This is a genomic window from Alloacidobacterium dinghuense (genome assembly GCF_014274465.1).
GTDB classification, from domain to species: domain Bacteria; phylum Acidobacteriota; class Terriglobia; order Terriglobales; family Acidobacteriaceae; genus Alloacidobacterium; species Alloacidobacterium dinghuense.
Genome location: NZ_CP060394.1, coordinates 1741773 through 1766009 on the forward strand (window position 1 = coordinate 1741773; position 24237 = coordinate 1766009).

At 52.2% G+C, this 24237-nt stretch carries 13 protein-coding genes; 9 read left to right on the forward strand and 4 right to left on the reverse strand.

Annotated elements, in window-relative coordinates:
- Positions 1-67: 67 nt before the first annotated feature.
- On the reverse strand, positions 68-1240 hold the full coding sequence (locus H7849_RS07050; protein ID WP_186745246.1) for a Gfo/Idh/MocA family protein: 1173 nt from the start codon (positions 1238-1240) through the stop codon (positions 68-70).
- A 216-nt stretch (positions 1241-1456) separates the two neighbouring features.
- On the opposite strand from H7849_RS07050, the gene H7849_RS07055 reads away from it, so the two are divergent.
- From H7849_RS07055 to H7849_RS07070, 4 genes are all read left to right on the forward strand, one after another.
- Entirely contained in the window at positions 1457-2758 is a 1302-nt protein-coding gene (locus H7849_RS07055; protein ID WP_251106669.1) for an FG-GAP repeat domain-containing protein, read from the forward strand.
- A gap of 96 nt (positions 2759-2854) precedes the next feature.
- Positions 2855-4207: a Gfo/Idh/MocA family protein gene (locus H7849_RS07060; protein ID WP_251106670.1), complete on the forward strand. Its 1353-nt coding sequence runs from the start codon at positions 2855-2857 to the stop codon at positions 4205-4207.
- Positions 4208-4310: 103 nt separating this feature from the next.
- The gene (locus H7849_RS07065; protein WP_251106671.1) at positions 4311-5984 is read left to right on the forward strand and encodes a tetratricopeptide repeat protein; all 1674 of its coding nucleotides are present in this window, start codon (positions 4311-4313) and stop codon (positions 5982-5984) included.
- Between the two features lie 50 nt (positions 5985-6034).
- Complete coding sequence (locus tag H7849_RS07070) at positions 6035-6499, forward strand: GlcG/HbpS family heme-binding protein (protein WP_186745248.1); 465 nt, start codon at positions 6035-6037, stop codon at positions 6497-6499.
- A 2-nt stretch (positions 6500-6501) separates the two neighbouring features.
- Here H7849_RS07070 and H7849_RS07075 read toward each other — a convergent pair whose 3' ends face one another.
- The 3 genes from H7849_RS07075 to H7849_RS07085 form a co-directional block, all read right to left on the reverse strand.
- Positions 6502-8271, reverse strand: coding sequence for a CRTAC1 family protein (locus H7849_RS07075; protein ID WP_186745249.1), 1770 nt, complete (start codon positions 8269-8271; stop codon positions 6502-6504).
- Positions 8272-8341: 70 nt separating this feature from the next.
- Positions 8342-10057 carry a CRTAC1 family protein gene (locus H7849_RS07080; protein WP_186745250.1) on the reverse strand — a complete coding sequence of 572 codons (1716 nt, stop codon included), beginning with the start codon at positions 10055-10057 and terminating at the stop codon, positions 8342-8344.
- 189 nt (positions 10058-10246) lie between these two features.
- Positions 10247-13876: an FG-GAP-like repeat-containing protein gene (locus tag H7849_RS07085; RefSeq protein ID WP_251106672.1), complete on the reverse strand. Its 3630-nt coding sequence runs from the start codon at positions 13874-13876 to the stop codon at positions 10247-10249.
- A 528-nt stretch (positions 13877-14404) separates the two neighbouring features.
- Between H7849_RS07085 and H7849_RS07090 the strand changes: the two genes are divergently transcribed.
- The 5 genes from H7849_RS07090 to H7849_RS07110 all read left to right on the forward strand — a co-directional run bounded on the left by H7849_RS07090 (position 14405) and on the right by H7849_RS07110 (position 24235).
- Positions 14405-18214, forward strand: a complete 3810-nt coding sequence (locus H7849_RS07090; protein ID WP_186745252.1) for a TonB-dependent receptor — start codon at positions 14405-14407, stop codon at positions 18212-18214.
- A gap of 131 nt (positions 18215-18345) precedes the next feature.
- Positions 18346-19743: a tetratricopeptide repeat protein gene (locus H7849_RS07095; protein WP_186747281.1), complete on the forward strand. Its 1398-nt coding sequence runs from the start codon at positions 18346-18348 to the stop codon at positions 19741-19743.
- A 192-nt stretch (positions 19744-19935) separates the two neighbouring features.
- Positions 19936-21012: an alkaline phosphatase family protein gene (locus H7849_RS07100; RefSeq protein ID WP_251106674.1), complete on the forward strand. Its 1077-nt coding sequence runs from the start codon at positions 19936-19938 to the stop codon at positions 21010-21012.
- A gap of 4 nt (positions 21013-21016) precedes the next feature.
- Positions 21017-22225, forward strand: a complete 1209-nt coding sequence (locus H7849_RS07105; protein ID WP_186745255.1) for a hypothetical protein — start codon at positions 21017-21019, stop codon at positions 22223-22225.
- 159 nt (positions 22226-22384) lie between these two features.
- Entirely contained in the window at positions 22385-24235 is a 1851-nt protein-coding gene (locus H7849_RS07110; RefSeq protein WP_186745257.1) for an ABC transporter ATP-binding protein, read from the forward strand.
- Positions 24236-24237 lie beyond the last annotated feature (2 nt).

Consider the following 24237-nt stretch of genomic DNA (forward strand, 5'->3'; position numbering starts at 1 on the left):
GAAATAGTAAAGGCAAGGTATCACAACGGCGCCGGAATTCAGTCTCCGTTCAAGTCGGGTTAATTTCTCAAGTCGACGATTTAGTTGGCCAAGAGATCTGGCCATTGCGATGGTAGGCAAGATTGCCTATCTGTCCGGCACGTGCGGCCGCCACGCCTGTTTCCACCGGAGCGTTCGGTTCTTTGCGGGAATGGACGCATTCGAAAAAGTTCTCCATATGCGAAATAGTGCCATCGCGGAAGCTTTCTGACTTGAGAACGGGATTTTGGTCATTCTTCACACCTTCGCGATATACGGCAAATCCGCTGCGGTTGATCTTCAGCGTAGCTTCGTTTCCACGGAATTCAAGTCCTCCATCATCAATAGAGGAGCTCATCATGCCCTCGTACACGACATCAAAGCCCGGATAACGGAACGCTGCTTGAAGGGTGTCAGGGCAGTCCCATTGCTCAAACACGAATTTATCGGCGATGATCTGCGCTTGGCGCGGCTGTTCCGTCTTCATTGCCCAATGAACCACATCTATCCAATGGGTGAATAAGTCGGTCATGGCACCGCCGCCAAAATCCCAATACCAACGCCAGCGATGGAACTTCTCTTCGCTAAACGGCTGATCGGGAGCGGCACCCAGCCAAAGCTTCCAATCGAGAGCCTGAGTGTCGACTGGCTTGGTCGGCCAGTGCAGGCCATAGTTCTGCCACCAGTAGGTTCTGACCTGGGTGACGCGCCCAAGGCTTCCTCCCTGGATAAGATCGACTGCATCGCGGAAGTGGGTCCAGCTTCTCTGTTGCATGCCACACTGCAGGATTTGCTTGCCGGAGCGCACAGCTCGAGTAAGTGCAGCGCCTTCCTCGATGGTATGGGTTACTGGTTTTTCCAGGTAGACGTCTTTGCCAGCCGACAGTGCGTCGACGGCCATGCGTACATGCCAGTGATCCGGCGAGGCAATGATGACAGCATCGATATCTTTATCAAGAACCTCACGGTAATCCAGATGCGTAGTGGCTATCCCATTTGATCTTTCCTTAACGGCGTCGCGATGTGGTCCATAGACGTCACTCACAGCCACGATTTGGCAAGGGCCAACCTTGTCGGCACAATCCAGAAGGTTCTGCATGCGTCCGCCAGCTCCAATGACCCCTATACGGATGGTGTTGTTTGCGCCAAACGCTTTGGTTGAGGCAAGAGCAGTAAGCCCGCTGGCAATGAGAAAGCTACGGCGATTTGGTTGATATGGCATGACTCTCCCGTCGAATGTTCTCGTCGATCATTATCCATGAAGGTTCGCAAAAAAACGCGAACCAGGCGCACAGAAATCGGAGGCCAGCGGGAGCGTGACTGTTACAGAAGACATGCTCTAAAATCTCCCTTTTGTGAAAGGTTAAGTCTTACCAACTCAGAAACGGTAGAGTAATCACACACGTCGAATTCACATCGTAGCTCCGGGAGAGTCAATTTGCCGAAGAAAATGAACTTTTCAGGCCTCGTCTTTGCGTCAATGTATACGGCTTTCAGCTGGATTTGTGGGGCGCAAGAGATTCGCAAACCAACACCTGGCGATGGTCCTGCTGGCCTTCCCCAGGTGACATTTCTAGCGCATCGCCTGGGGACAGACCATGCCGAAGGCATCACAACCATCGACATGAATGGAGATGGACGGCCTGATCTGCTAAGTGGCGCTTACTGGTATGAGAATCCGGGACCAGCCGGAGGGGAGTGGAAGCGCCATCAATTTAGATCGGTAGGCATTCTCGGGGAGTTTGTTTCTGACTGCGGCGAGTGGGCTATCGACGTGAATCATGATGGCGCCCCTGATGTTGTCACTGCGGGCTGGATGCTCAATGGATTGTGGTGGTATGAGAATCCGAAGCGTCCTGATGTGATGTGGGAGAAGCACAAAATCACAGATAGTTATGACACGGAAGGTGGCGCCTTTGCTGATCTCAATGGCGATGGCAAGCCCGATTTAGCACTGGCACACTATAACCATTCAGGTATCTTGTGGGTTGACTTTTCGCAGCTAGAGCCGAAAGTTCATCACGTAGGTGGCAAAGAACAGGACGGTCACGGCATTGGCATGGCGGATGTGGATGGAGACGGCAAGGTGGATCTCCTTACCCCTTTCGGATGGTTCAAGAACATCGACGCTGACAACGACAAGTGGGAATGGCACGGAGACTGGCAGCTCGGGGACGCCGGGTTCCCAATTATTGGCTACGACGTGAACAATGATGGGAAGATGGATATCATCTACGGCCAGGGCCACGGGTATGGGCTCTACTGGCTCGAGCAGCAAGGTGAAGGGACCAGCCGGCATTGGGTGAAGCACGTTATCGACGAGTCGTTCTCACAGAGTCATGCGCTCAAGCTTGTCGATATTGACGGGGATGGCGTCCCCGAGTTGCTGACAGGCAAACGCTACCGCGGGCACAATGGCCACGATCCGGGGTCGTATGATCCGCTGGTGGTCTATTACTACAAGATCGACCGCAAGATTGGGCAATTTACGCGCTATCCCATATCCGTGAATGGTACAGGCGGTGGCGGGACGCAGTTCGTTGTCGAGGATCTGGATGGAGATGGTGATCTGGATGTCGCTACTGCGGGGAAGACAGGTGTGCACTTCTTTGAGAATCTAAAAGTAAACCATGTACCAAACGAATCTCGCGAGGACGACCTGTTGCTCGATAAGAAGTGGCCTTTCGATGGCGAGGGTGAGATTGTGCAGCAGGAGAACGGGCCTCCGCCTCAGCAATGACCGGTTCGGATTCTTTTATTCAGGGTGCGTGAGGCGGGTTACATCGTACTCTTCATCAAATTGACCAATAATATTTTCACGATACGAGGGATTGCTGTGCACGAATTGAATCGTAGGAATTTTCTCAAGGTTGCGGGAGTCGCAACGGCCGAGACGCTGATGGGAGCAAAGGTAAATATGTTGGCGCAGGCTCAAGCTGAACCGGAGAAGGCAGTTGCCACGAACGATCATATACAGATTGCGTTGATAGGCGCCGGAGGTCAGGGACAAGGGGACACCAAAACAGCAATTCAGGTTCCGGGAGTGAAGCTCGTGGCTGTTGCGGACTGCTACGATGGGAGGCTTCAACACAGCAAAGAACTGTGGGGGCAGGACATTTTTACGACCCGCGATTACGCCGAGATTCTGGCGCGCAAGGATATTGACGCAGTGATTGTTGGCACGCCAGATCATTGGCATAAGCAAGTTTCGGTCGACGCGATGAAGGCTGGAAAGGATGTCTATTGTGAGAAGCCGATGATCCATCTTTACGCGGATGGACCAGAGATGATAGAGACAGCGCATGCCACGAAACGCATCCTTCAGGTCGGAAGCCAGCGCGTGAGCTCGATCATCTATGCGAAGGCCAAAGAACTACTTGCTGCGGGCGCCATTGGACAACTGAATATGGTTACAGCGCGTTGGGACCGCAATTCATCGATGGGAGCTTGGAACTACACGGTCCCCCTGGACGCTTCAACTGAAACATGCGATTGGCCGCGTTTCTTGGGTACAGCCCCGAAAATCCCTTTCAATGCCGAACGTTTCTTTCAGTGGAGAAAGTGGAGGGATTACGGAAGCGGCGTTGCTGGCGATCTTTTCGTTCACCTCTTTAGTGGAACCCATTTCATCACAGGCACGCACGGGCCCACGCGTGCGATGGCTACAGGGGGCTTGCGTTTCTGGAAAGACGGCCGCGACGTGCCAGACGTGATGCTGGGTTTGTTTGATTACAGGGAAGGATTCAACCTGAGTCTGCACGTGAACTTCGTGGATGGTGGTGAAGAAAGCGAGGGGCTGATCTTTACCGGCTCAGAGGGAACGATGGAGATTGCCGGCAACACGGTCAGCGTAAACCGAGTTCCTCGCGAGAAGGAGCCTGGCTATACCATCGAGACGTTCACAGAAGCAATGCAGAAACAAATCCTCGAAGAATACAAGGCAAAATACCCGCCTGTTCATCCCTCAGGGGCGCCTTCAATGGGTTACGAAAAGTATGTGGCGCCACATGGATACAGTGACAGTTACGATCATTTCAAGAACTTCTTCAACGCCGTCCGCACGCGGCAACCTGTGGTCGAAGATGCTGTATTTGGGTACCGTGCAGCTGGAGCTGCGCTTCTAAGCAATCTCAGTATGGAGCGCGGCGCCGTGGTGCAGTGGAATCCGGATACGATAAAGCTTGCGTGAGACAGCTAGAGCAGCCATTGCGAGAATGCGGGGTAATGCAGACGCTTCTACCAAGACGGTGACAGAGTAAAATGCACACGCAGCAAGCACTTCGCGTCGAGCAATGAAAGCTTTCTACAGGCTACGATCCCGCTCAGAAAGAATCAAAGGAGCCGCGAGGCTATGGCGTCTGGTCATAATTCTCGCGGCCTTGGCGAGTTTCTTGGACGGAGTTGCTGGTGCGCAGGGCGCTCCTTCGCATCAGCTGCAAGAAGCTTCAATTCATGGGACTGTTCTGGACTCGGCGGGTAGGCCTGTTGGTGCGGCTCGGGTGCGGCTGGAACAAAAAGGAAACCCGGATACTGTGGCGACGACGACTTCGGATGGAGCTTTTGTATTTTCTGGGATTCGATCCGGAACCTATCAAGTAAGTGCGGAGAAATCCGGACAGCATAGTTCTGTCGTCGCCGCCATTGCATCTCCAACAGCACAAGAGAGTATTCAACTAGTACTTGGTTCAAGCCAATTGTCATCGTCACCCTCCAGCGAAGGGATGGCCTTCGCAGACAAGCCGAATTTCACCGTTGCAGGAATCACAGATTGGACTGCAGTCGGTGGGCACGGCTCAGATGCAAGCCTTAGAACCAGCGAGGCGCTCGCTCGCGAAACCACAACACTAATGCCCGAGAGTGCTGGTCATGGAACATTCAATACTTCTGTGATGTCAGCTGACAAGGAAGCTGAAGCGAAGTTGCGCGCGGCTCTTGCTGCCTCTCCGCACAGTTTCGAAGCGAACCATCAACTTGGTGAATTCTGCCTGCAAGCAAAAAGCTACCGCGAAGCGATTCCGTTACTAGAGACTGCGTACAACATTAATCCTGCGAATCATGACAACGAATTTGACCTGGCGCTTGCCTATAAAGAAGCTGGCGATTTCTCGCAGGCCAGAGAACACATTCAGAACTTGTTCAATCATGAAGATAATGCTGGCCTTCATCGTGCGTTGGGCGATTTGGATGAAACTATGGGAGACTCCCTGGAATCTGTTCGGGAGTACGAACAAGCCGCTCGTCTGGATCCAAGCGAGCAAAATTACTTTGCATGGGGTTCGGAGTTGTTGTTGCATCGGGCGGTATGGCCTGCGGCTGAGGTTTTCAAAAAGGGAAGTGAGATACATCCTAAGTCGGCCAGGATGCTAGCTGCGCTGGGTGCGGCTCTTTTCGCCAGTGCTCTTTATGATGAAGCGGCTCGCCGTCTTTGTGAGGCCTCTGACTTGAATCCTGCTGATCCTGCTCCTTACATATTTCTGGGCAAGATTGATATTGCTGCGCCTTCGCCACTGCCGTGTGCTGAGACTAAGCTAAAGCAGTTTCTAGAGGAAACGCCGGACGACGCCCGCGCGAATTATTACTATGCGATGGCGATCTGGAAGCAACAAAAGGGCACAGAAAATTCACAAAAGATGCAACAGGTAGAGAGTTCGCTCACCAAGGCAGTGATCGCTGATCCTAAATATGGTGAAGCTTACCTTCAACTCGGGAACCTCTACGCAGATGAGAGGGATTCTGACAAAGCGATTAGCTCGTATATCAAGGCAATCGAGGTGGATCCGCAGCTAAGCGAGGCGCACTACAGGCTGGGTGTAGTGTATGAACGAAGGGGAGAGTCTGCAAAGGCGAAGCAGGAATTCCAGCTGCACGATGAGATCGAGAAGGCCCAGTCTGCTGCAATCGAACGACAGCGCCAGGAAGTTAAGCAGTTTCTAGTCGTGCTACAGGGAAGGCCGACGGTTCACTGAGTCGCGGAGATTGCGACGCAACTGCAAAAGAAAATTAACAGGAGAATTTCATGCTTAAGCTTCTAGCTGTGATACTTTTCCCAGTTATGACGATGTTCGCCAGCGATCTCCCTAGCAAGAAATATTTGAACCTTGCCAATATCAAAATGATGGTTGCTGCGGCTGAAGAGAAGGCCAAGGAACTGAATGTTTCCGTGACGATCTGCGTTGTGGACGAGAGCGGAAATCTGCTTTTTCTGGAAAAGGGCGAGACTGCCTCGCTCAATACGATCCAGTTTGCGCAAAAGAAAGCACGGCATGCGGCGTTCTACGGCAATCCGTCAAAGAATGGAGCGGACACTGTAAAAAGCGGTAGCGTCGAAGCGATGTCCTTTCCGGAATTCTTTCCTAATCAGGGGGGATTGCCGATAAAGGTCGATGGCCAGATACTCGGTGGAATTTCTGCCAGCGGCGCCAAGTCTGAGATTGATGAGCAGATCGCTCAGGCAGGCATCGACGCGCTTTTAAAGAAGTAGCTTTATGCTTGATGAGTCTTGATGATACCTTCACCTTCTTTGATTATGAGTATCTGATTTGCCTTTATCTTCGTGAATCGCTCGACTCTTTGGGTGGTTGGCCACCTCACTTCAATCACATCTACGGTCTCGATTTTTCCTAAACCGAAGTGAAGGCGGAGATCGCTCTGCGACATTACGCTGGCGCCGCTGTGGACTTCGTCCATTTGTGTGTGCTTGTCGGTGGTTACTCGCACACGCGCTCCAATTGCGGTGCGATTGCACTTTGTTCCGATGAGTTTAATTTTGATCCAATTTTGTTTATTGCCGCCATCATTGCGTAGAAGAGACGGCAGGTCATTCATGTTGAGGATTAACACGTCCACGTCGCCATCGTTGTCGTAGTCTCCGAAGGCTGCGCCGCGACTAGAGAACCGCTCACTGATCCCAGGTCCCATTTCTGAAGAAACATCTTTAAAGCGGCCATTACCCAGATTTCTATAGACCAATCGAGGGTTTTTGTAGGTCTGGCCGAAGTTGTATTGATCGATCTCGGGATAGACGTGGCCGTTGATTTGGATGATGTCGGGCCAACCATCGTTATCGTAATCAACAAAACCACAGCCCCACGCCACATAGTTACTGTTGATGCCGACGCCGGCCGCGAAGGTCATGTCGCTGAACGTCCCGTCCCCATTGTTGTGGTACAGGTTGCAAGTGTCGTCGGCGAAGTTGGTCTTGAAAATATCGAACCACCCATCGCAGTCATAATCGGCTACCGCCACGCCCATACCAGCCTGTTCGTGGCCGTTGTCGTTGTAGGCGCAACCTGCCATTACGGCCACGTCCGTAAAGGTGCCGTCATGATTGTTTTTGAACAGGATGCTAGGTTCTGAGTCCACTGCAACGTAAATGTCGGGCCATCCATCATTGTCAAAATCATAGGAGACGGCGGTGATGGAGTATCGCGGACCTGGTTTTAGGATGCCTGACTTTTCGGAGACATCGGTGAAGGTCCCGTCGCCATTATTGTGGTAGAGAATGTTGGTGTCTGCTGGAAGTCCGCGCGGGCCACACATGGTAGGCACACCTTTCCACTGACAAAACTTCGTGTCGTTAGGGGATGGAATGCTGCCGGGGTCGAGCTTAATGTAATTGCACACGAAGAGATCGAGATGGCTGTCGCGGTCGTAGTCTAGGAAAGTGCAGCCGGCACCCCAACGGATCTGATCCTGAGAGAGGCCGGCTCTATGAGTCACATCGGTGAACGTTCCGTCGCCATTGTTGTGGAAAAGAGCGGTGTGTCCCCAGAAGCAACAGAAAAGATCATCCCATCCGTCGTTGTCGTAATCGCCCACGCACACGCCAGTCTGCCAACCAGTACGTCCGAGTCCCGATTTCTGAGTCACGTCGGTAAAGGTCCCGTCGCGGTTATTTTTATAGAGATGAGATGTCGGCGCCTTTCCTGGCGGCCAGTTTGCATCAAGTCGGTCTCCATTTGTGAGATAGATATCGAGCCACCCGTCATTGTCGAAGTCGAAGAAAGCCAAACCACTCCCTTTCGCTTCAATGATGGAGCGCTTGTGATCGATGCCGCCCCATACGTTGGGAGTGGTGAGCCCGGCTTGTTGTGCAACGTCGACATATTGAACGGGGAACGAGGAACTCGTCGTCGCAGCCTGAACGAGGGATGGATTTCTCCATTTCCAGAGTGGAGTTGTTAGAATATCGAGCAGCGTGCCGCCGAGCAGGAAGAAAGATGAACCGAGAAATCGTCGCCGGGGAAAATTCATAGATATCGCTTGAGATTATAGAGAGCCAATTTTTGCGAGATTCGATGATGGTCTGAAAGTTGCGCTGTTCTCATCGATTTGTAAATTTCGGGAATGGATGCGGAACAATTCCTGCGCCTTCTTTGACGGCAATGATTGTGTCGATTGGCACATTGGTCAGCTTGTCGATGTGGCCGCTGGGCCAGGTAATGACGAGAGATTCAATCTTGGAGCGCCTACCCAGGCCGAAATGTATGCGCGGATCGCTGGCCGACATGTAACTCATTCCGCCCTTAGACTGCTCCATGTGAGTCACCCCTTCCGAGGTTAGCTTTAGAACAGAGCCGATGCCATCACGATTGGATTTTGTTCCAATCAACAAAACTTCCAACCAGTGATTGGCGTTGCCTCCATCGTTGCGTAGCAATTCCGGAGCCTCGCCACGTGCGTTAACTGCGATGTCGATGTCTCCGTCGTTGTCGTAGTCCGCAGTAGCGAGGCCGCGTCCTGCTACAGGACGGATGAAGTCGGCGCCTAACATGTCTGAAGTCTTTTCAAAGCGGCCTTTGCCAGTATTGCGGAACATCAACAGCGGTTCTTTGTAAGAGACTTCGCTGTGATACAGGCTCACATTGTCGAGCATGGCTCCGTTCAATTGCAAAATGTCGGGCCAGCCGTCGTTATCGTAGTCGATGAATTTGGCTGCTACGCCGCTCAGTAGTACTGCCTTCTGGCCAATTCCGCAGTTATAAGTGTCATCGGTGAAGGTGCCGTCTCCGTTATTGTGATAGAGCCGATTCAACTCAAGATCAAGGTGGGTGATATATACATCGAGCCAGCCATCGCCGTCCACGTCCGCCGCATCGATGCCCATCCCGGCTTCATACCGTCCGTCTTCACTTACCGCTATTCCTGAGAGTAGGGAGACATCTTTGAAGGTTCCATCATGATTATTCAGGAAGAGAAAATTTGGCCAAGTGTCATTGGCAACGGCGATGTCGGGCCAGCCGTCGTTGTTGAAATCTGCGAGAACCACTCCCATACCTTTTGATTCCGGAATGCCTACTCCGGATTTGTCACTGACGTCTGTAAAGGTGCCGTCGTGGTTATTGTGATAGAGCTTGGTCTTTTGCCCCTTATAGTTATTAGGATTGCAGTAGGAGCGGTAGCCGGGGCCACGCTCACCGCACCAAAGATTGTTTTTCGGGTTCCACTCAATGTAGTTGGTGACGACGAGATCTAAATATCCGTCTTTGTCATAGTCAAACCATCCTGCGCTTGTTGACCAACCACCTTCATCAGCGACTCCCGCTCTGGCTGTGACATCGGTGAATGTGCCGTTTCCATTGTTGTGATACAGAATGGCTCGACCATACCCGGTTATGTAGAGGTCGGGGTACCCATCGTTGTCGAAATCTCCGACAGCAACGCCTTGACCATAATGTCCTTCACCACCAACACCCGCCTTTTCCGTGACGTCAGTAAATGTCCCGTCTCCGTTATTGCGATAAAGTGCCGAGCGCAACGGATGAGACGGCTTGTAAATGTCGGTGGGTGCGGACTGGACGAAATACAGATCCATTAATCCATCCTGATCGTAGTCAATCCATCCAAGACCCGTACCCATCGTTTCCAGGTAATATTTTTGATCTGATTGCGTAGAGTCCTGAACAAACGTGATCCCGGCGGCCTTTCGTACGTCTGTGAAATGAACCGGAATGGGAGCTTCTTGCGTCTTTGTAGACGATGGCGCGGAAGTCTGACCCGAAATAGAAGCCCACGGCAGAGCTAAAAGGAGAACTGCCACACAGCGCATGAGTTCCTGTGATTGACCCCGGAGTACCGGCAATAGCAATCCCATTTTTTCAGAGAGTTCGATCTGCAAGCGCCAAAGCCATCTGTAACTGCTGACAACTCGCCATCGGCATAGGTTCATTGGCAATGGAGGGAAGTTCCAATGTGTAATTCTTTATCTGCGAGGTCATCCAAAGGCCCATTAAGGTAGCGATTTTAGCATTTCGAGGGCCTGCTGCGCTCCCTGATGTTGAGGCTGCAGCCTGAGTAATTCGAGCAGCACTTGCCGGGCTTTCTCCTTATCGTGCTGTATCACGTAGACACGGGCAAGATTGAGATATGACTGATCGAAGTTTGGAGCCACTCGGATACAGGTTTTGAATTGCTCCTCAGCCTTCGCGTAATCCTTGCTACGAACAAAGATAACGCCAAGATTGTTCAAGGCTTCAGGATAGTCCGGACGCAGTACGATAGCCTTCTCAAGATAATCCACAGCGGACTGCATCTGTCCCTGCTGAGCACAAAGCATTCCAAGGCTGTAGTTCACTTCAGGATCGTCAGGCTGAATTTGAAAAGCGCGATTCAGAAGGGCCTGCGCTTTATCAAACATGCCCTGTCTGCGGTAGAGATTCCCTAGATTCAGAAGAGCTATGGCGAAATTTGGCCTCTGGTCCAGCGACTGCTGAAAGTTTCGTATTGCTTCCTCCGGTTGTCCCTGTTGAGCTGCAATCATCCCGAGATTGTTCCAAGCCTCTGGATAATCCGAGCGCAGTCTTACTGTTTGCTCCAGATATTGACGCGCCTGTTGGAGGTTATTTCTGCGCAAGTAAAGCGTGCCCAAATTGTAGTAGGCTTCCGGATCATTCGGTTTCTGGGCGATGACCTGTTCAAAGGAGGAAGCTGCTGCGTCGAGATAACCATGTTGGAAAAACGCAACTCCATAGGTAAAGTCGTTACGCTGGAAAGCGTCCTGATAGAGTACACCATTGAAAGGAAGCCCCTTTTGCATGCGATCGGCAGCTGTGATCGGGATGGATTTAACGTCCTCCAACACTCGTTGTGGATCAATCCTACCTTGGTAAACCTTGACGATCATGCGGTCCTTGTCCAGGAGGAATGATGTTGGAATAGCTAGATCTCTTCGCCGATCGAACAAATATCGATAGATGATGTTGTAGATTCCAGCCACCTCCGCCGTCGCAAAGAGAATACGAAAAGAAAGTCCCAGTTGGCTCACGGACAATTTTGCTGTTTGCATATCCGTCGCTTCATCGACGTTGATCGCCAAGAGACTCAGCTTGTTAGCAGCAAACGCTGACCGATGCTGTTGAAGGCGCTTCAGTTCGTCCATGGACCCTCGAGCCTTTATAGCCCAGAAGTTCAGAAGTATTGGGTCGTCAGAGAATGAGCGAAGATCTCGCACATTCCCTGCGAGATCTGGAAGGGAAAAGTCAGGTGCTTTTAGTGGATCGATAAGCCAGGCATCTGCCACGGATGGCAGGATCTCTAGTGGCAGCTGTGGCCCTGGATCTGCGTAGGAAGCAGGTCGTGCAGCAAAGGGCTTGGCAGTGAACGTCGCCGATTCTTCCTCGATCTCGATGCGGTGATTGAGAGGGAGGTCCTTGAATTCCTGGGTGAATCCACTGGGCCAGCGAATATAAGCCTGAACCGGGCCATCCAAACTTCCAACTCCGAAAAAAACTTCTTTCGAGTGCTGGGCCAGAAAGCCGGATCCCGCCTGCAGATATTTTGTCTGATGAAGCGGTCCAGCATCTACAGTGATTTCGGTTCCGATGCCATCGCGATTGCTCCGCGTTCCCCGAAGACGGAAGGTGATGGCATGTCCGATGTCCTTCATCGCATTTCGCAAAATTCGTATCTGCGGCGAGTTTCGGTTCTTAAGGATGATCTCCTGACACCCATCGTGGTCAATGTCCGCCAGTGCAAACGATCGACTATCTTCGAGAAAGTCCAAGCCGATGGCGCCTGAAGCTTCAGAGAATGTGCCATCGCGATTGTTCGCAAACACCACATTTCTTTCGTACCCGCTCCATGAACTGTCCGATCGGATCAGTTCGTTCAGCGCGTTCCACCCCAGTTCGTAAGCTTGGGATGGGGTGTTGTCTTCGGGAGACTTTCCCACCACCTGCCGCCAAAAGAAACTGCTGAAGTCGTTGCGCTCCGGTCCGGAAATATATCCATTCGCGATATAGAGGTCGGGATAGCCATCGTGGTCGAGGTCCCAGAAATCGGAGCACCAGGACCAGCGACCCATCCCAACTCCAGACTGCCAACTGGTGTTTTGGAACTTCCCATCTCCCTGATTTCGATAAAGGGAATTACCACGCGCATGGCGCGCGTAAAGTGCTCGAATTTCATCCTTTGCATTTTGATGGAAGATCTTTTGTTCCGAGACGCGCTGTCCGGCCGCTGACCACATGTTCGCAGCGTATATATCTTGGTTCCCATCATTATCGAAATCAGACCAACATGCACTCATCCCTGCGCCAACGTCTTCCACGTGCGCGTCCGTAGAAGTGTCAGTGAAGGTCCCATCGCCGTTATTGCGATATAGATTGCCTCGTCCGAAATCATTCGCTACATAGAGATCGGGAAATCCCTTGGAGTTGGAATTACCCCAGGCGCAGGCAAAGCTATAGCGATTGTTGTTGGCGTTCAACCCAGCCGATTCAGTTTTATCTGCGAATGTCGCATTTCCTTCATTGTGGAACAAGAAATTCGGAGGTCCGTTGCGCGCATCGAAATAGGGAACCGGATAGTGATATTGGTCTAAGCCAAGGTAGTAGCTATATACACAAAAGTAGATGTCAAGATGCCCATCGCAATCGTAATCGGCTATGGCCGCGTGCGTAAATGTCCCTTGGGGAGTTTGCGCGAACTTAAAGGCGTCAGCCTTCAGCGAGAATTTTCCGTTTCCCTGGTTGCTGAAGAGTAAAGGACCACTGCCGCAAACTACCAGAAGATCCTGAAGCCCCTTGTTCTCAAAATCAGCGAACAGGGCACAGGCACTATTATCGAGCACTCCGACGCCGGCTCTTTCTGTTACATCTTCGAAACTTCCGTCTCCACGATTGCGATAAAGGCGGTTTGGGAGACCAGCAGGCTGGCAAATGTAGAGATCGTCGAATCCGTCATTGTCGAAATCGCCTGCCACTACGCCGTTGTTCCCGTACACATCGATGCCGCTTGCGGCATCAAGAACAGTGCGCCAATAGTCAGAGCCATGAAGCAATTGTTCTTTGTATGATTCCGTCGCCCCTAGCGCTTGATGAGTGATATCGATGAATGCAGGGGAGTGCGCCACGGCGCGTGTTTCTTCGGTAGCTTCCCACCTTTGAGCCTTCCATGCACTGGAGACATTGCGCGACCATTCTGTCTTCCAGTGACCGACTCGTTCTTCGTGACGGTCATCATGTTTCATGACCAGGTCATACCGGATATCCAGGCGCAGCGTCAGCGGATTATTCGCGAGTTCTTCAATACCGACAATTTGGAATTCTGCCGTTTCTACATTGACGGCTGGCTCCAGATAGTCATGCCATTCTTTCAGGAATCGTTCCTGTGAAAGCACAGCGCTCTCGCCAAATTGTTGTCTGGTTACCTCGATTCCTTGGCCCGTACGCAGTGAGCGATCTTTCCCGGAGGAGAAAGGAGTTGCCACAATGGAAGGGCTAAGAAATTTTGCCAAAGATGAGAAGTCATGAGCTGACTTTCTTAAAGATTCGCTCCATTGATCGAGCATCGACTCGATTTCAAACGCATACTTTTCCGTGACGTACTCATCCGAACCGGGAGCAACGCGCTTTAACACATCTTCAAGAGGAGATTTCGTCGGGTAGGTTGGTTTTAAGCGAAAATCCGCGAGGGGCAAATGCGGATGCTGGTCTAGGGCAGGCGGAAATATAAACGGCAGCCGGTGAAAAGGCGCCGGATGAAAAAGGACAGGAGCCAAGCCCATCTTTTTAAGAAACGCCCGGCGGGAAAAAAATTGGTCAGGCTTTTTACGACTCAACATCCCTCAGAGTTTTCCGTCACAGCGTTTTCAGAAGTGACCATCAAGTCTTTGCATCCCGTCAAAAGCATCGTAGCATCTTGCAAATTCAACCCAAACCCACCTTGACCAATTGTGCTTACGTGTCCAGAGACACGGTTCATGACGCCTGAAAATCAGCCTCCATCTTTAGGTGGAGACTGACCACCTACTTTTTGTTTGACAAAGCATATTTGCAGGTATTAGATTGCCGCGCAAGTTCAATGTAAGCGGTTACCTCATTGAGTTAGTGCAGATTTGTTTTCTCCACTGCGCACAGATTGTGCGCAGGAAAGCGGAGGTTTTGGGATGGCCTTTCGTCGGAATACTCTCAGTCTGTTCAGGTCTTTGGGCTGCATAACCATTGCATGCCTTTGCTTTCTTCTGATCCAGACCCCAAGCGGTTTCGGGCAGGTAGATGAAGGATCAATCACCGGGGTCGTTCAGGACTCAACGGGCGCAGTTGTCCCGAATGCGACGGTGACGCTGCTCAATACGGACGTGGGTCTGTCGCTCGTAACCACTACAAACAGCAGCGGTATATACACATTTACGCCGGTCAGAATCGGGCATTATTCCGTGTCCGTGAGTGCTGCCGGTTTCTCAACGACGACCCAGCAGAATTTGCAGGTGGCTGTGAGCCAGAACCTGCGGGTAAACGTTGAGCTGAAGGCTGGCGCCACAACTCAAACGGTTGAAGTGACTGCCGCACCGCCGCAGTTGCAGACCGAGGATGCGTCGGTCGGACAAGTCGTCAATGGACAGAGTGTAAACAATCTTCCGTTGAATGGACGCAACTTTACTTTTCTGGCGCAGCTCAGTGCCGGTGTAAACACTCCACAGGCGGACACTCGCGGCAATGCTGCTAACGGCGCATTTTCCGCGAACGGCCTGCGTCCAGCCCAGAACAATTACTTGCTTGACGGCATTGATAACAATTCTGACAACGTCGATTTCCTGAACGGAACAAACTTTGTCGTGCTTCCTCCGCCAGATGCGATCGCGGAGTTCAAAGTCCAGACTTCCGACTACAGCGCTGAACTGGGCCGCGCCGCGGGTGCCGTCCTCAATGCCACTGTCAAGTCCGGCACGAACAGTATCCACGGCGCGGTCTGGGAGTTTTTCCGCAACGATGTGCTCGACGCGGCTGACTGGTTTGAGAACAACAACGGCGTCAAGAAAGGCGAGTTGCGCTGGAACCAGTTCGGAGCTTCCATCGGCGGTCCCATCATCAAGAACAAGATCTTTTACTTTGGCGACTATCAGGGTTTTCGGCATGTGCAAGGCAATACTCAGTCTGGAGTCAGCGTGCCGACCGTTTTGGAGCGCAACAGCGGTTACTCAAATCTCTCCGAGTTAATTACCGCAAATGCCTCGAGTGCGCCGCGAACCGACGCTCTGGGACGATCGATCCCGGTCGGCACAGTGCTCGATCCGGCGACCACGCGCCCAGCGCCCGGCGGCGGCTGGGTTCGCGACCCGTTCGGCCTCTCGAGCTGCACCGGCCCGACTATTTCTCTCGCCAGCTGCCCGCAATTGAATCAAATTCCTGGCAACCGGATCGATCCGAATGCTGTCGCGCTGTTGAACCTTTTCCCGCTGCCGACCAGCGGCGGAGTCACGTCAAACTTTGCGGACAGTCCCAATCTCTACCAGCATAACAACCAGTTTGACGTCCGGGCCGATTTCAATCCGTCGGAAAAAGATCAGGTGTTTGCGCGTGTCAGTTATTGGGATAACCCGCAGTATATTCCGGGGCCTTTTGGGGGCATTGCGGATGGCGGCGGCTTCCAGGAGGGCGACCAGACTGCGAAATCCTTCCAGGGCGTGTCTGCGTATACGCACGTGTTTTCCCCCAGCACCGTCAATGTGGCGCGTTTTGGATGGAGCCACCTGCACACCTCGCGTTTCGGTCCTGAGGGCAGCAACTATGGTATCCCCAAGCAATTTGGAATTCCGGATATTCCACAGACGGATAACAACGGCGGCCTCCCCGCCTATTCATTTGGCGGCCTCTCGACGCTGGGCAGCAACAACTTCTTGCCATCGGACGAAACTACACAGGCCACCCAGGTCGTTGATGACTTCTCCAAGGTCTACCAGGCCCACAGCTTCAAAGTAGGTATTGAATATCAGCACGTAAGGTTCAATACTTTACAGCCGGCCTATTCGCATGGCCAGTGGGACTACAACGGCAACTTTACGGATGTTCCGAGTAACAACAGCAGCACCACAGGCATCGCGCAGTTCCTTCTGCCGCCAGTTGCGCCTACAGTTCCTGGCGGTATCGTTTCAGGCGGGTCTGACCAAGTGCAGGCCTCCAACATCAACAAGACCTATGACGAGCGAATGTATTTCGCCGCTTACATCCAGGACGACTGGAAGGTAAATTCCAAGTTCACGCTCAATGCAGGAATACGCTGGGATTACTTTGGCCCGATCAACGAAACGAATGGAGGCCAGGCCAACTTCGTATGGAATAACGGCCCGCCAAATGGCACTCCGACATTCATCATTCCAGCAAGCGGAAAAGATGATCGATCACTGTCGTCCACTGCAAACAATCCGTCGCTCAACGGTCAGGGCTTTCTTGATCTCTTGGCAAAAGACAATATCACGCTATTACAGACCGACAGGTATGGCCAGGGATTGCTCAAACCCCAATACAATAACTTTTCGCCACGGGTCGGCTTTGCATACCAAGTGGACCCGAAGCTGGTGGTGCGTGGCGGGTTTGGCTTCTTTTACAACGCCTTCGAGAATCAGGGATATGGGCCTAACATCGGTGAGAACTATCCGTTTGTGTACAACTTCAACTATGTTCCCAAGGTTCCTACCAATGCTGCTCCCGGTTTAAGCACAGTTGCACCTGTAAGCTACGGCACTCCATTTAGCTCGTGCTCGGGTGGGACCGCAGGTTACGGCGGAACCGCGACTCTTGAGTCCGGTTTCTCCTGCATTGGATTTACGCCATTGAATGTGAACGCATCCAACTTGGGACTGCAGGGACTTCAGTTCAAGTTCGTAACTCCCAGAACACTTGCCGCTAATCTCTCTTTCCAATATGCGATTACCCGTTCGCTGGCGGCGCAGATCGGCTACGTGCTTACGGACGCGAATAATCTTCAGATGAATCTTGGCGCCAATAACGTTACTGCACTGCTGCCGCACGACGCGAGCACCAATGGTGTTGTCGGTGGTGGTACCACAGGTACAAGACCGTTTCCGGATTTCTCGGGCAGTTCGTCCGGGCGAATGATTGGCGCCAGCATTTACAATGGCCTGCAGACGAAATTGGAAGAGCAGTTGTCAAATGGACTGAATTTCCTCTTTACGTACACCTTCTCGAAGACCTTTACGGACGCCGGCGACTTGCTAAATGGTGGCAGCGCGCAGAACGGCCGAGCAGTGGATATCCCGGCCTTTGGTGTCCGTGGAGATTGGGGATTGGCCTCTTTCAACATCACCAACGTATTCCATTTCAGTGGTGGATACGAGCTGCCATTCGGCACTGGCAAGCGCTTCATGCACGACTCAGGGAGGCTGGTGAACGCAGTGGTTGGAGGGTGGACCACACAATGGATTACCACACTTCAGGGTGGCCAGCCAATCACCTTGGGGTGCCCCACTGGAACAGTTGCTGGTTCAGGCTGTTATGATGTGATTGTCAAAGGACAGAGTGCAAAGCTAGGACTGCATACCGATTCGAACGGAAAACAGAGTTGGTTCGGTAATCCACAAGCCTTCCAACAACCCTGCCAGTTGGGATCCGATCTTAGTCCTATTCCAGATTCACCAGCCGGATGCATTCCTTTGACTGGTTTGGGAGCTTTGGGTTACCGTCCGACGACGACCACGGGACCGGGGTTCCATCGGCTCGATTTCTCCACATTCAAGAGAATTCCGATTAACGAACGCTTCAACATGGAGTTCCGGGCTGAGTTCTTCAACATCTTCAACCACCCGAATTTCAATGCGCCCGGATTCGGTGGCAACGGCGTCGTGTCGATTTCCAACTCGACCAACTTCAACAATTCCAATTTTGGCGAAATCGGATCGACTCGCGATGCTCCCTATGATCCGAGACAGATACAATTTGCTTTGAAGCTGTATTACTAGGCTAAGATGAAAACACCCCGAAGAAGGCGCGCCTCATCGGGACGCCAGTTCGGGGTGTTCTTCTGCGTAGCACTTCGCTCACGCGGTGACAACAAGGGTGGGCTGTGAGCAAAAGGCCTTGGTCTCAATGGATGGTTTTGGGTTCTTTCCTGATTTACGCGCTGTTGGCCGCAGGTCAGGACACGCAAAACCAATCCCAGAATCAAGCGTTGGATCGGCAGTTTCAATCAGCGGTCGCCCAATATAACGCTGGGCACCTGGCGGATGCCGCGACGCAACTTGAGAGCCTGTTGCCGTATAGCCAGAAGAACTTCGAGGTTCACGAACTTCTGGGATTGGTCTACGCCGGACTGTCGGAAGATGCAAAAGCAGCTGAACAGCTCCAAATTGCGACGCGATTGAAACCGGATTCGGCGCTCGCAAGAACAAACCTGGCCACCGCTCTACTCCATTCAGGAAAGCCTGAGTTGGCGGAGGAGCAGTTTCGGAAGGCACTCGATCTTGAACCTCGAGACTATGACGCCAACCATAACCTCGGTGAGTTCTACATCCAGTCTAAGAAAATCACAGACGCGATTCCTCTCCTGGAGAAAGCTCAACAGGCTCGTCCTTCCTACGACAATGGCTATGATCTGGCACTGGCATATCTCCTCACCGGACAGCTAGACAATGCGAGGCAATTGGTTAACAGTCTTGAACAGATTAAGAATACCGGCGAGCTGCATAACTTAATGGGTCAGATCGAAGAGAAGGACGGAAAAGTTGTGGTGGCGGTGAACGAGTACGAGACAGCCGCTCACATGGATCCGAGCGAGGATAACCTGTTCGATTGGGGGAGCGAACTTCTTCTCCACCGAACCTACGAACCCGCCATAGATGTATTCACATGGGGAGTTCAGCATTATCCTAACTCGCCTCGACTGTCGATCGGATTGGGAATGGCGTTGTATTCGCGCGGCAAGTATGACGATGCAGTCAAGGCACTCCTCAAAGCGGCTGATTTGAATCCCTCTGATCCCCGTTGCTATCTTTTCTTATCGAAGGCCTACGACAGTTCGCCGAATCAGGCGGAGGATGTAATTCAGAGATTCCGGCGCTTTGCAGAGCTTCAACCCAAGAATGCAGATGCGCTCTATTACTATGCGATCAGTTTATGGAAGGGTAAGCGGGCAGAAGATCCAACATTGAACCTGCAACAGGTCCAGTCTTTGTTGGAAAGATCAATAACACTTGATCCCAAGCTTGCTGAGGCCTACTTGCAACTCGGCAATCTGTACGCTGATCAGCGCGACTATGCCAAATCCATTCCGGAGTATGAAGCGGCTCTAAAGCTAAATCCGAACCTTTCCGACGCACACTATCGTCTCGGACAGGACTACGTACACACTGGGCAGAAAGATCGGGCCCAGGGAGAGTTCGATGTTTACCAGCGACTTCGGGCACAGCATTTGGCTGAGGTTGATAAAGAGAGGGCAGAGGTTCAGCAATTCGTTTATTCGGCGAAAATTGCCCCCTCCGCAAAGCAGTGATTTCTACTCATAGACGAACATGGTGAAAGTGCAAAGTTCGGACAACAAAGCACTTTCTACTAGTAAGGTGCGTTTGAATTGACATCGAAGGGTTCAGTCAGTGGTATGGTTCAGGCGGGCCTCTCCACCTCTCGGGAATTCGCTCGTCACCTCAGCTGCAGCAGACGCGACTTCCTTCGTAGCGCAACAGGGGTGACGTTGGGTTCCGCTCTGATGTGCGCGAGTCCTTTCGTTCGTGGAGTCGTTGCGGGAAAAAAGCGGAAGATCATTGTTGTTACATTTGGCGGGGGTGCGCGTGACCAGGAGACATTCGCGCCAGAGGGCCAGGAAAATATTCCGCATCTGTTGCATGAGCTCATCCCGCAATCCAGCTTCTTCACCCAGATGGTGAATCAAGGAATTCTCGGACACTATGTTGCGACCGCAAGTCTGGCAACAGGGGTCTACGAAACATTCAATAACTTTGCAGCTATTCCGCCGGAACACCCGACGATTTTTGAATACTTCAGGAAAGACTTGAAGCGTCCGTCGTCGGACACTTGGGTGGTGGCGCCAAGCAATGGGTTTAATCGGATTGGTGAGAGTGACTATAGTTCTTATGGTCCGGGCACAGGTGCTAGGGTAATTCTTCCAAAGCACTTGCTTACTGCAGCCATGTCGGGGACAACCACTGACTATGAACATTTGCTCCGGGACAACTACGAAACTCCGCTTTATGCGCCACGGCTTGGCGGCAACGAGTTCGAGTTGCAGCAGCTTGAGACGATCCTGAAGCTTTCGGTTGATGATTTCAAAACGCATGCGAAAACCCTGTCGAGTCCGGATGAACTTTCGATGTATGTGGTACGACAGCTTATGCGACAACAGGCCCCCAGCCTGCTTTGGATCACAATGCATGATATCGATGTTGCTCATGCCGGCGCGTACTCCCTATACATTGAAGGAATTCGCCGCACAGACCGCCTTTGCGGGGAGTTTTGGAAATTAATCCAGAGTGAACCCGAATACATGGGCAACACAACACTCTTTATCCTTCCAGACTTTGGGCGGGACTCCGATGGGGACGCAGGAGGAAATGGGTTTCAACATCATCGCACGGGCGATCCGGCCTCGCGCACTACTTGGATGATGGCGCTCGGGTCGGGTGTCCGCGAAGGCGTAATCTATGACCATCCAATGCAATCCACTGATCTGGTGCCAACCCTCGGAGCGATGATGGGGTTTTCTCCATCGCTTTCGCAAGGGCGCCCAGTTCAGGAGTTGTTGTAATTTTATGCTTCCGCACGATCTACAAGCCGAACAGTTCAACGGATATCCTACCGAGGCGAGAAAGCTGGCCGTGTTGTATATTGGAACGCTAAAACAGCTGCCCCTCGCCTTTCTGCCGAGTCTCCTCCGGGAGGTCATAGATTACGATGTCAAGTTTCCGGCAGAACGTGTTGCGATTGAAAAGGAACTCGCCAAGCTTAGTTCTCTTTCGCCAGTGGAGATGAGGGAGTGGTTTCAAGCCTTTTCTGAAATATCGCTTTCTTCGAAATTTGAACAGCTCAACTGGGTAGGGCATCCGGCTCAATTTACCGAGCAGCTTTCAGAGTATCTTTGGTCGACTCACCAACTGGATGCATTTAGAAAGGTCGCGACCGAATATGGCGAGCGGCTGCGATCGGCGGTCCCTCCAGAACCTCCTGTAACTTCCAGGCTTGGCATAGCAGTCATCGGGCAAGGTCTTTCATCCTACGACGCTCCACTTTTTCGTAACTTGCGAGAGCACGGCACCTACTTTGCGCGAGTGAAACCCGATAACGGAGTTGAACTTCTATTGAAAGCTGTTGCAGCACGCGCACAAGCACATCCAGTTCCGTACGGACATTGGTATATCGAGGGAGGACAGGAGTTCGACTATAGCGCGTTGCTGACCTGTGTGTCGTACCAGGCCCTGGAACCAGTGCGGACAGCATTGTTGCGCAACATGCAAGCTGAAATTAAACGTCCAGGGATGGGACCCGAACAGCTGCGTACCCATTTGGCTCAGCTATCTCCATCGGATATTGGCATGAACAAGTCGGGAGATGCCGTTTTACACCACTTTGAGCTCAAGTTGCTTACCGAGGCGTCTGGAACGCAGATCTTCAGCACCACATTTGCACAATGGGCAGCGCGTGAAGCATTGCGGCGCGCCCAGCCGTTAACCCTCTTAGTGCGGTTTGGACCTCGACAACGCCAGCGTCCCATGAATGAGCTCCTGTCTAACAATGCTGGCAATCCGGATCTGGACTTGATTGGCTCATTAATCGATGCGGACATGGGTGCATACTACAACTGGATCAATCAGCAGCGATTACCAGGCTCTGAGCGGTCTTCCTTCCTAGTATGGTTTGAAGGACACGGTCAGGCCTTAGCTATCGGACCGACTCTTGCACGGGCAACTACCTCCAACTCAATAGCCGATCTCGGAGAACTACTTTCCTGGGCGATCGGATGAGAACGCTGTTCAGAGCAGATGCAAGCAAAGGCGATCGGACTCGCCATAATCGCCCACGAAATAGCGGCCTCCGCTCGAAATAATTGAATTCAAATGGGCTCACTTTGTTACTCTTGCTGCAACTGGTTGCACCCGCGATTACGGGGATAATAACGTTCCATGTGGCGTCTCATCCGCGAGCTGGTAAGACCTTATCGGGGCACACTCATGGTCATTCTGTCGGCGATGCTGGCGGAGACGGCGATGAGTCTTGCCGCTCCGTGGCCACTCAAAATCATCATTGACAACGTTGTAGGCCATCACAGGTTGACTCCGTGGCTGGATGACATCGTCCGCCCAATGCTTGAAGGTGGACAGAAGATGCAGGTAGCAGCATTCGCGGCGTTGGCCACGTTATTGATCGCGGTGATTGGGGCGGTTGCAAGCTATATCGATAATTACTATACCGAGAGTGTTGGCCAGTGGGTTGCGCACGATTTGCGAATGCGTACATATCACCACTTGCAGAGACTCTCTCTGGGCTACTACAACACGCATCAGACGGGAGCTTTGCTGAGCACGATCACGACTGACATTCAGACGATCCAGGGTTTTGCATCCTCATCCAGTCTCGATATCTTCGTCGATCTGTTCACAATTCTTAGCATGCTGGGACTGATGTTCTGGCTCAATTGGGATTTCACGCTGATCGCGCTCGGAATTACTCCGTTTTTGTTGCTTTTTGTTTCGCGCTTCAAGAAAGCGGTCAAGAAAGCGACTCACGAGGTTCGCAAAGACCAGGGCGAGATCGTAGCTGTAGTGCAGCAAGATTTAGAGTCCATGCATGTAATCACGGCATTTGGTAGGCAAGAACTGCAGCAGAAACAGTTACAAGATGTGAGCCAGGCAACTGTCGCGGCCGCCTTACGAGCGAGAAGGATCAAGTCTTTGCTCTCGCCGGTGGTTACAATCACAGTCGCCGCGTGTACCGCCGTCGTATTGTGGCGCGGTGCATGGCTTATCGTGCACGACATGATGACAGTCGGAGAATTGACCGTCTTTCTTGCGTATTTGAGCAAATTCTTTAAGCCCGTCAAGGATCTTGCGACCATGACCAATCAGATCGCGCAAGCCGCGGTGGGGGTGGAAAGAGTGCGCACGATTCTCGATACGGATGCGATCATCGAGGAAAAGCCCGATGCAATTGATCCTGGACCTCTCACTGGCGCGATTGAGTTCCAGAATGTGGCCTTCGGATATGACGCTGAAGCCCCAGTGCTGAAAGATGTGAATCTCAAGATCGAGCCGGGGCAGTTTATCGGAATTGTGGGCCCCACGGGCGCTGGCAAATCTACCATTGTCAGCCTGATTCCTCGCTTCTACGATCCGCTTTCAGGAGTTGTACGGGTTGACGGAAAAGACCTTCGCGACGTCAAGCTCAAGGAACTGCGCGACCAGATAGGATACGTTTTGCAGGATACAGTGCTCTTCCGGGGAACCGTGGCTGAAAATATTGCCTTCGGCAGACCAGACGCTACAACCGAGGAGATTGTGGCTGCGGCGAAGCTAGCCAATGCTGATGAATTTATTGCGAAAATGTCTGATGGCTATAACACGATGGTGGGCGAACGCGGCGTGACTCTCTCAGGCGGCCAACGTCAGCGGATTGGGATTGCCCGTGTGATGGTTCGGAAGAGCCCGATCCTCTTGCTGGATGAGCCGACAGCCGCTCTTGATACTGAGTCAGAACATCTGGTGATCGATGCTCTTGAACGGTTGATGAAGGGTAAGACCGTGATCACAATTGCTCACAGGTTGAGCACGATTCGAGACGCGGACCGAATTCTTGTCATCTGTGATGGAATCGTAGCAGAGGCTGGCACGCACAACGAACTACTGGCTCTTGGCGGTATTTTCGCAGGGCTGTATCACGCGCAATTCAAAGACGAGACAACGAGAAGTGAACGCGCATTGCCAGAGCAACCGGTAGTCTCAGCCAGCCTAAAGTCCTTGTCTCCGGAGGGAGCATAGAA

Bases quoted from the DNA above. Each gene is read 5' to 3' on its own strand.
- H7849_RS07050 (WP_186745246.1), bottom strand. From the start codon at position 1,240: ATGCCATATCAACCAAATCGCCGTAGCTTTCTCATTGCCAGCGGGCTT.
- H7849_RS07095 (WP_186747281.1), top strand. From the start codon at position 18,346: ATGGTTTTGGGTTCTTTCCTGATTTACGCGCTGTTGGCCGCAGGTCAG.
- H7849_RS07065 (WP_251106671.1), top strand. From the start codon at position 4,311: ATGAAAGCTTTCTACAGGCTACGATCCCGCTCAGAAAGAATCAAAGGA.
- H7849_RS07105 (WP_186745255.1), top strand. From the start codon at position 21,017: ATGCTTCCGCACGATCTACAAGCCGAACAGTTCAACGGATATCCTACC.
- H7849_RS07090 (WP_186745252.1), top strand. From the start codon at position 14,405: ATGGCCTTTCGTCGGAATACTCTCAGTCTGTTCAGGTCTTTGGGCTGC.
- H7849_RS07110 (WP_186745257.1), top strand. From the start codon at position 22,385: ATGTGGCGTCTCATCCGCGAGCTGGTAAGACCTTATCGGGGCACACTC.
- H7849_RS07075 (WP_186745249.1), bottom strand. From the start codon at position 8,271: ATGAATTTTCCCCGGCGACGATTTCTCGGTTCATCTTTCTTCCTGCTC.
- H7849_RS07070 (WP_186745248.1), top strand. From the start codon at position 6,035: ATGCTTAAGCTTCTAGCTGTGATACTTTTCCCAGTTATGACGATGTTC.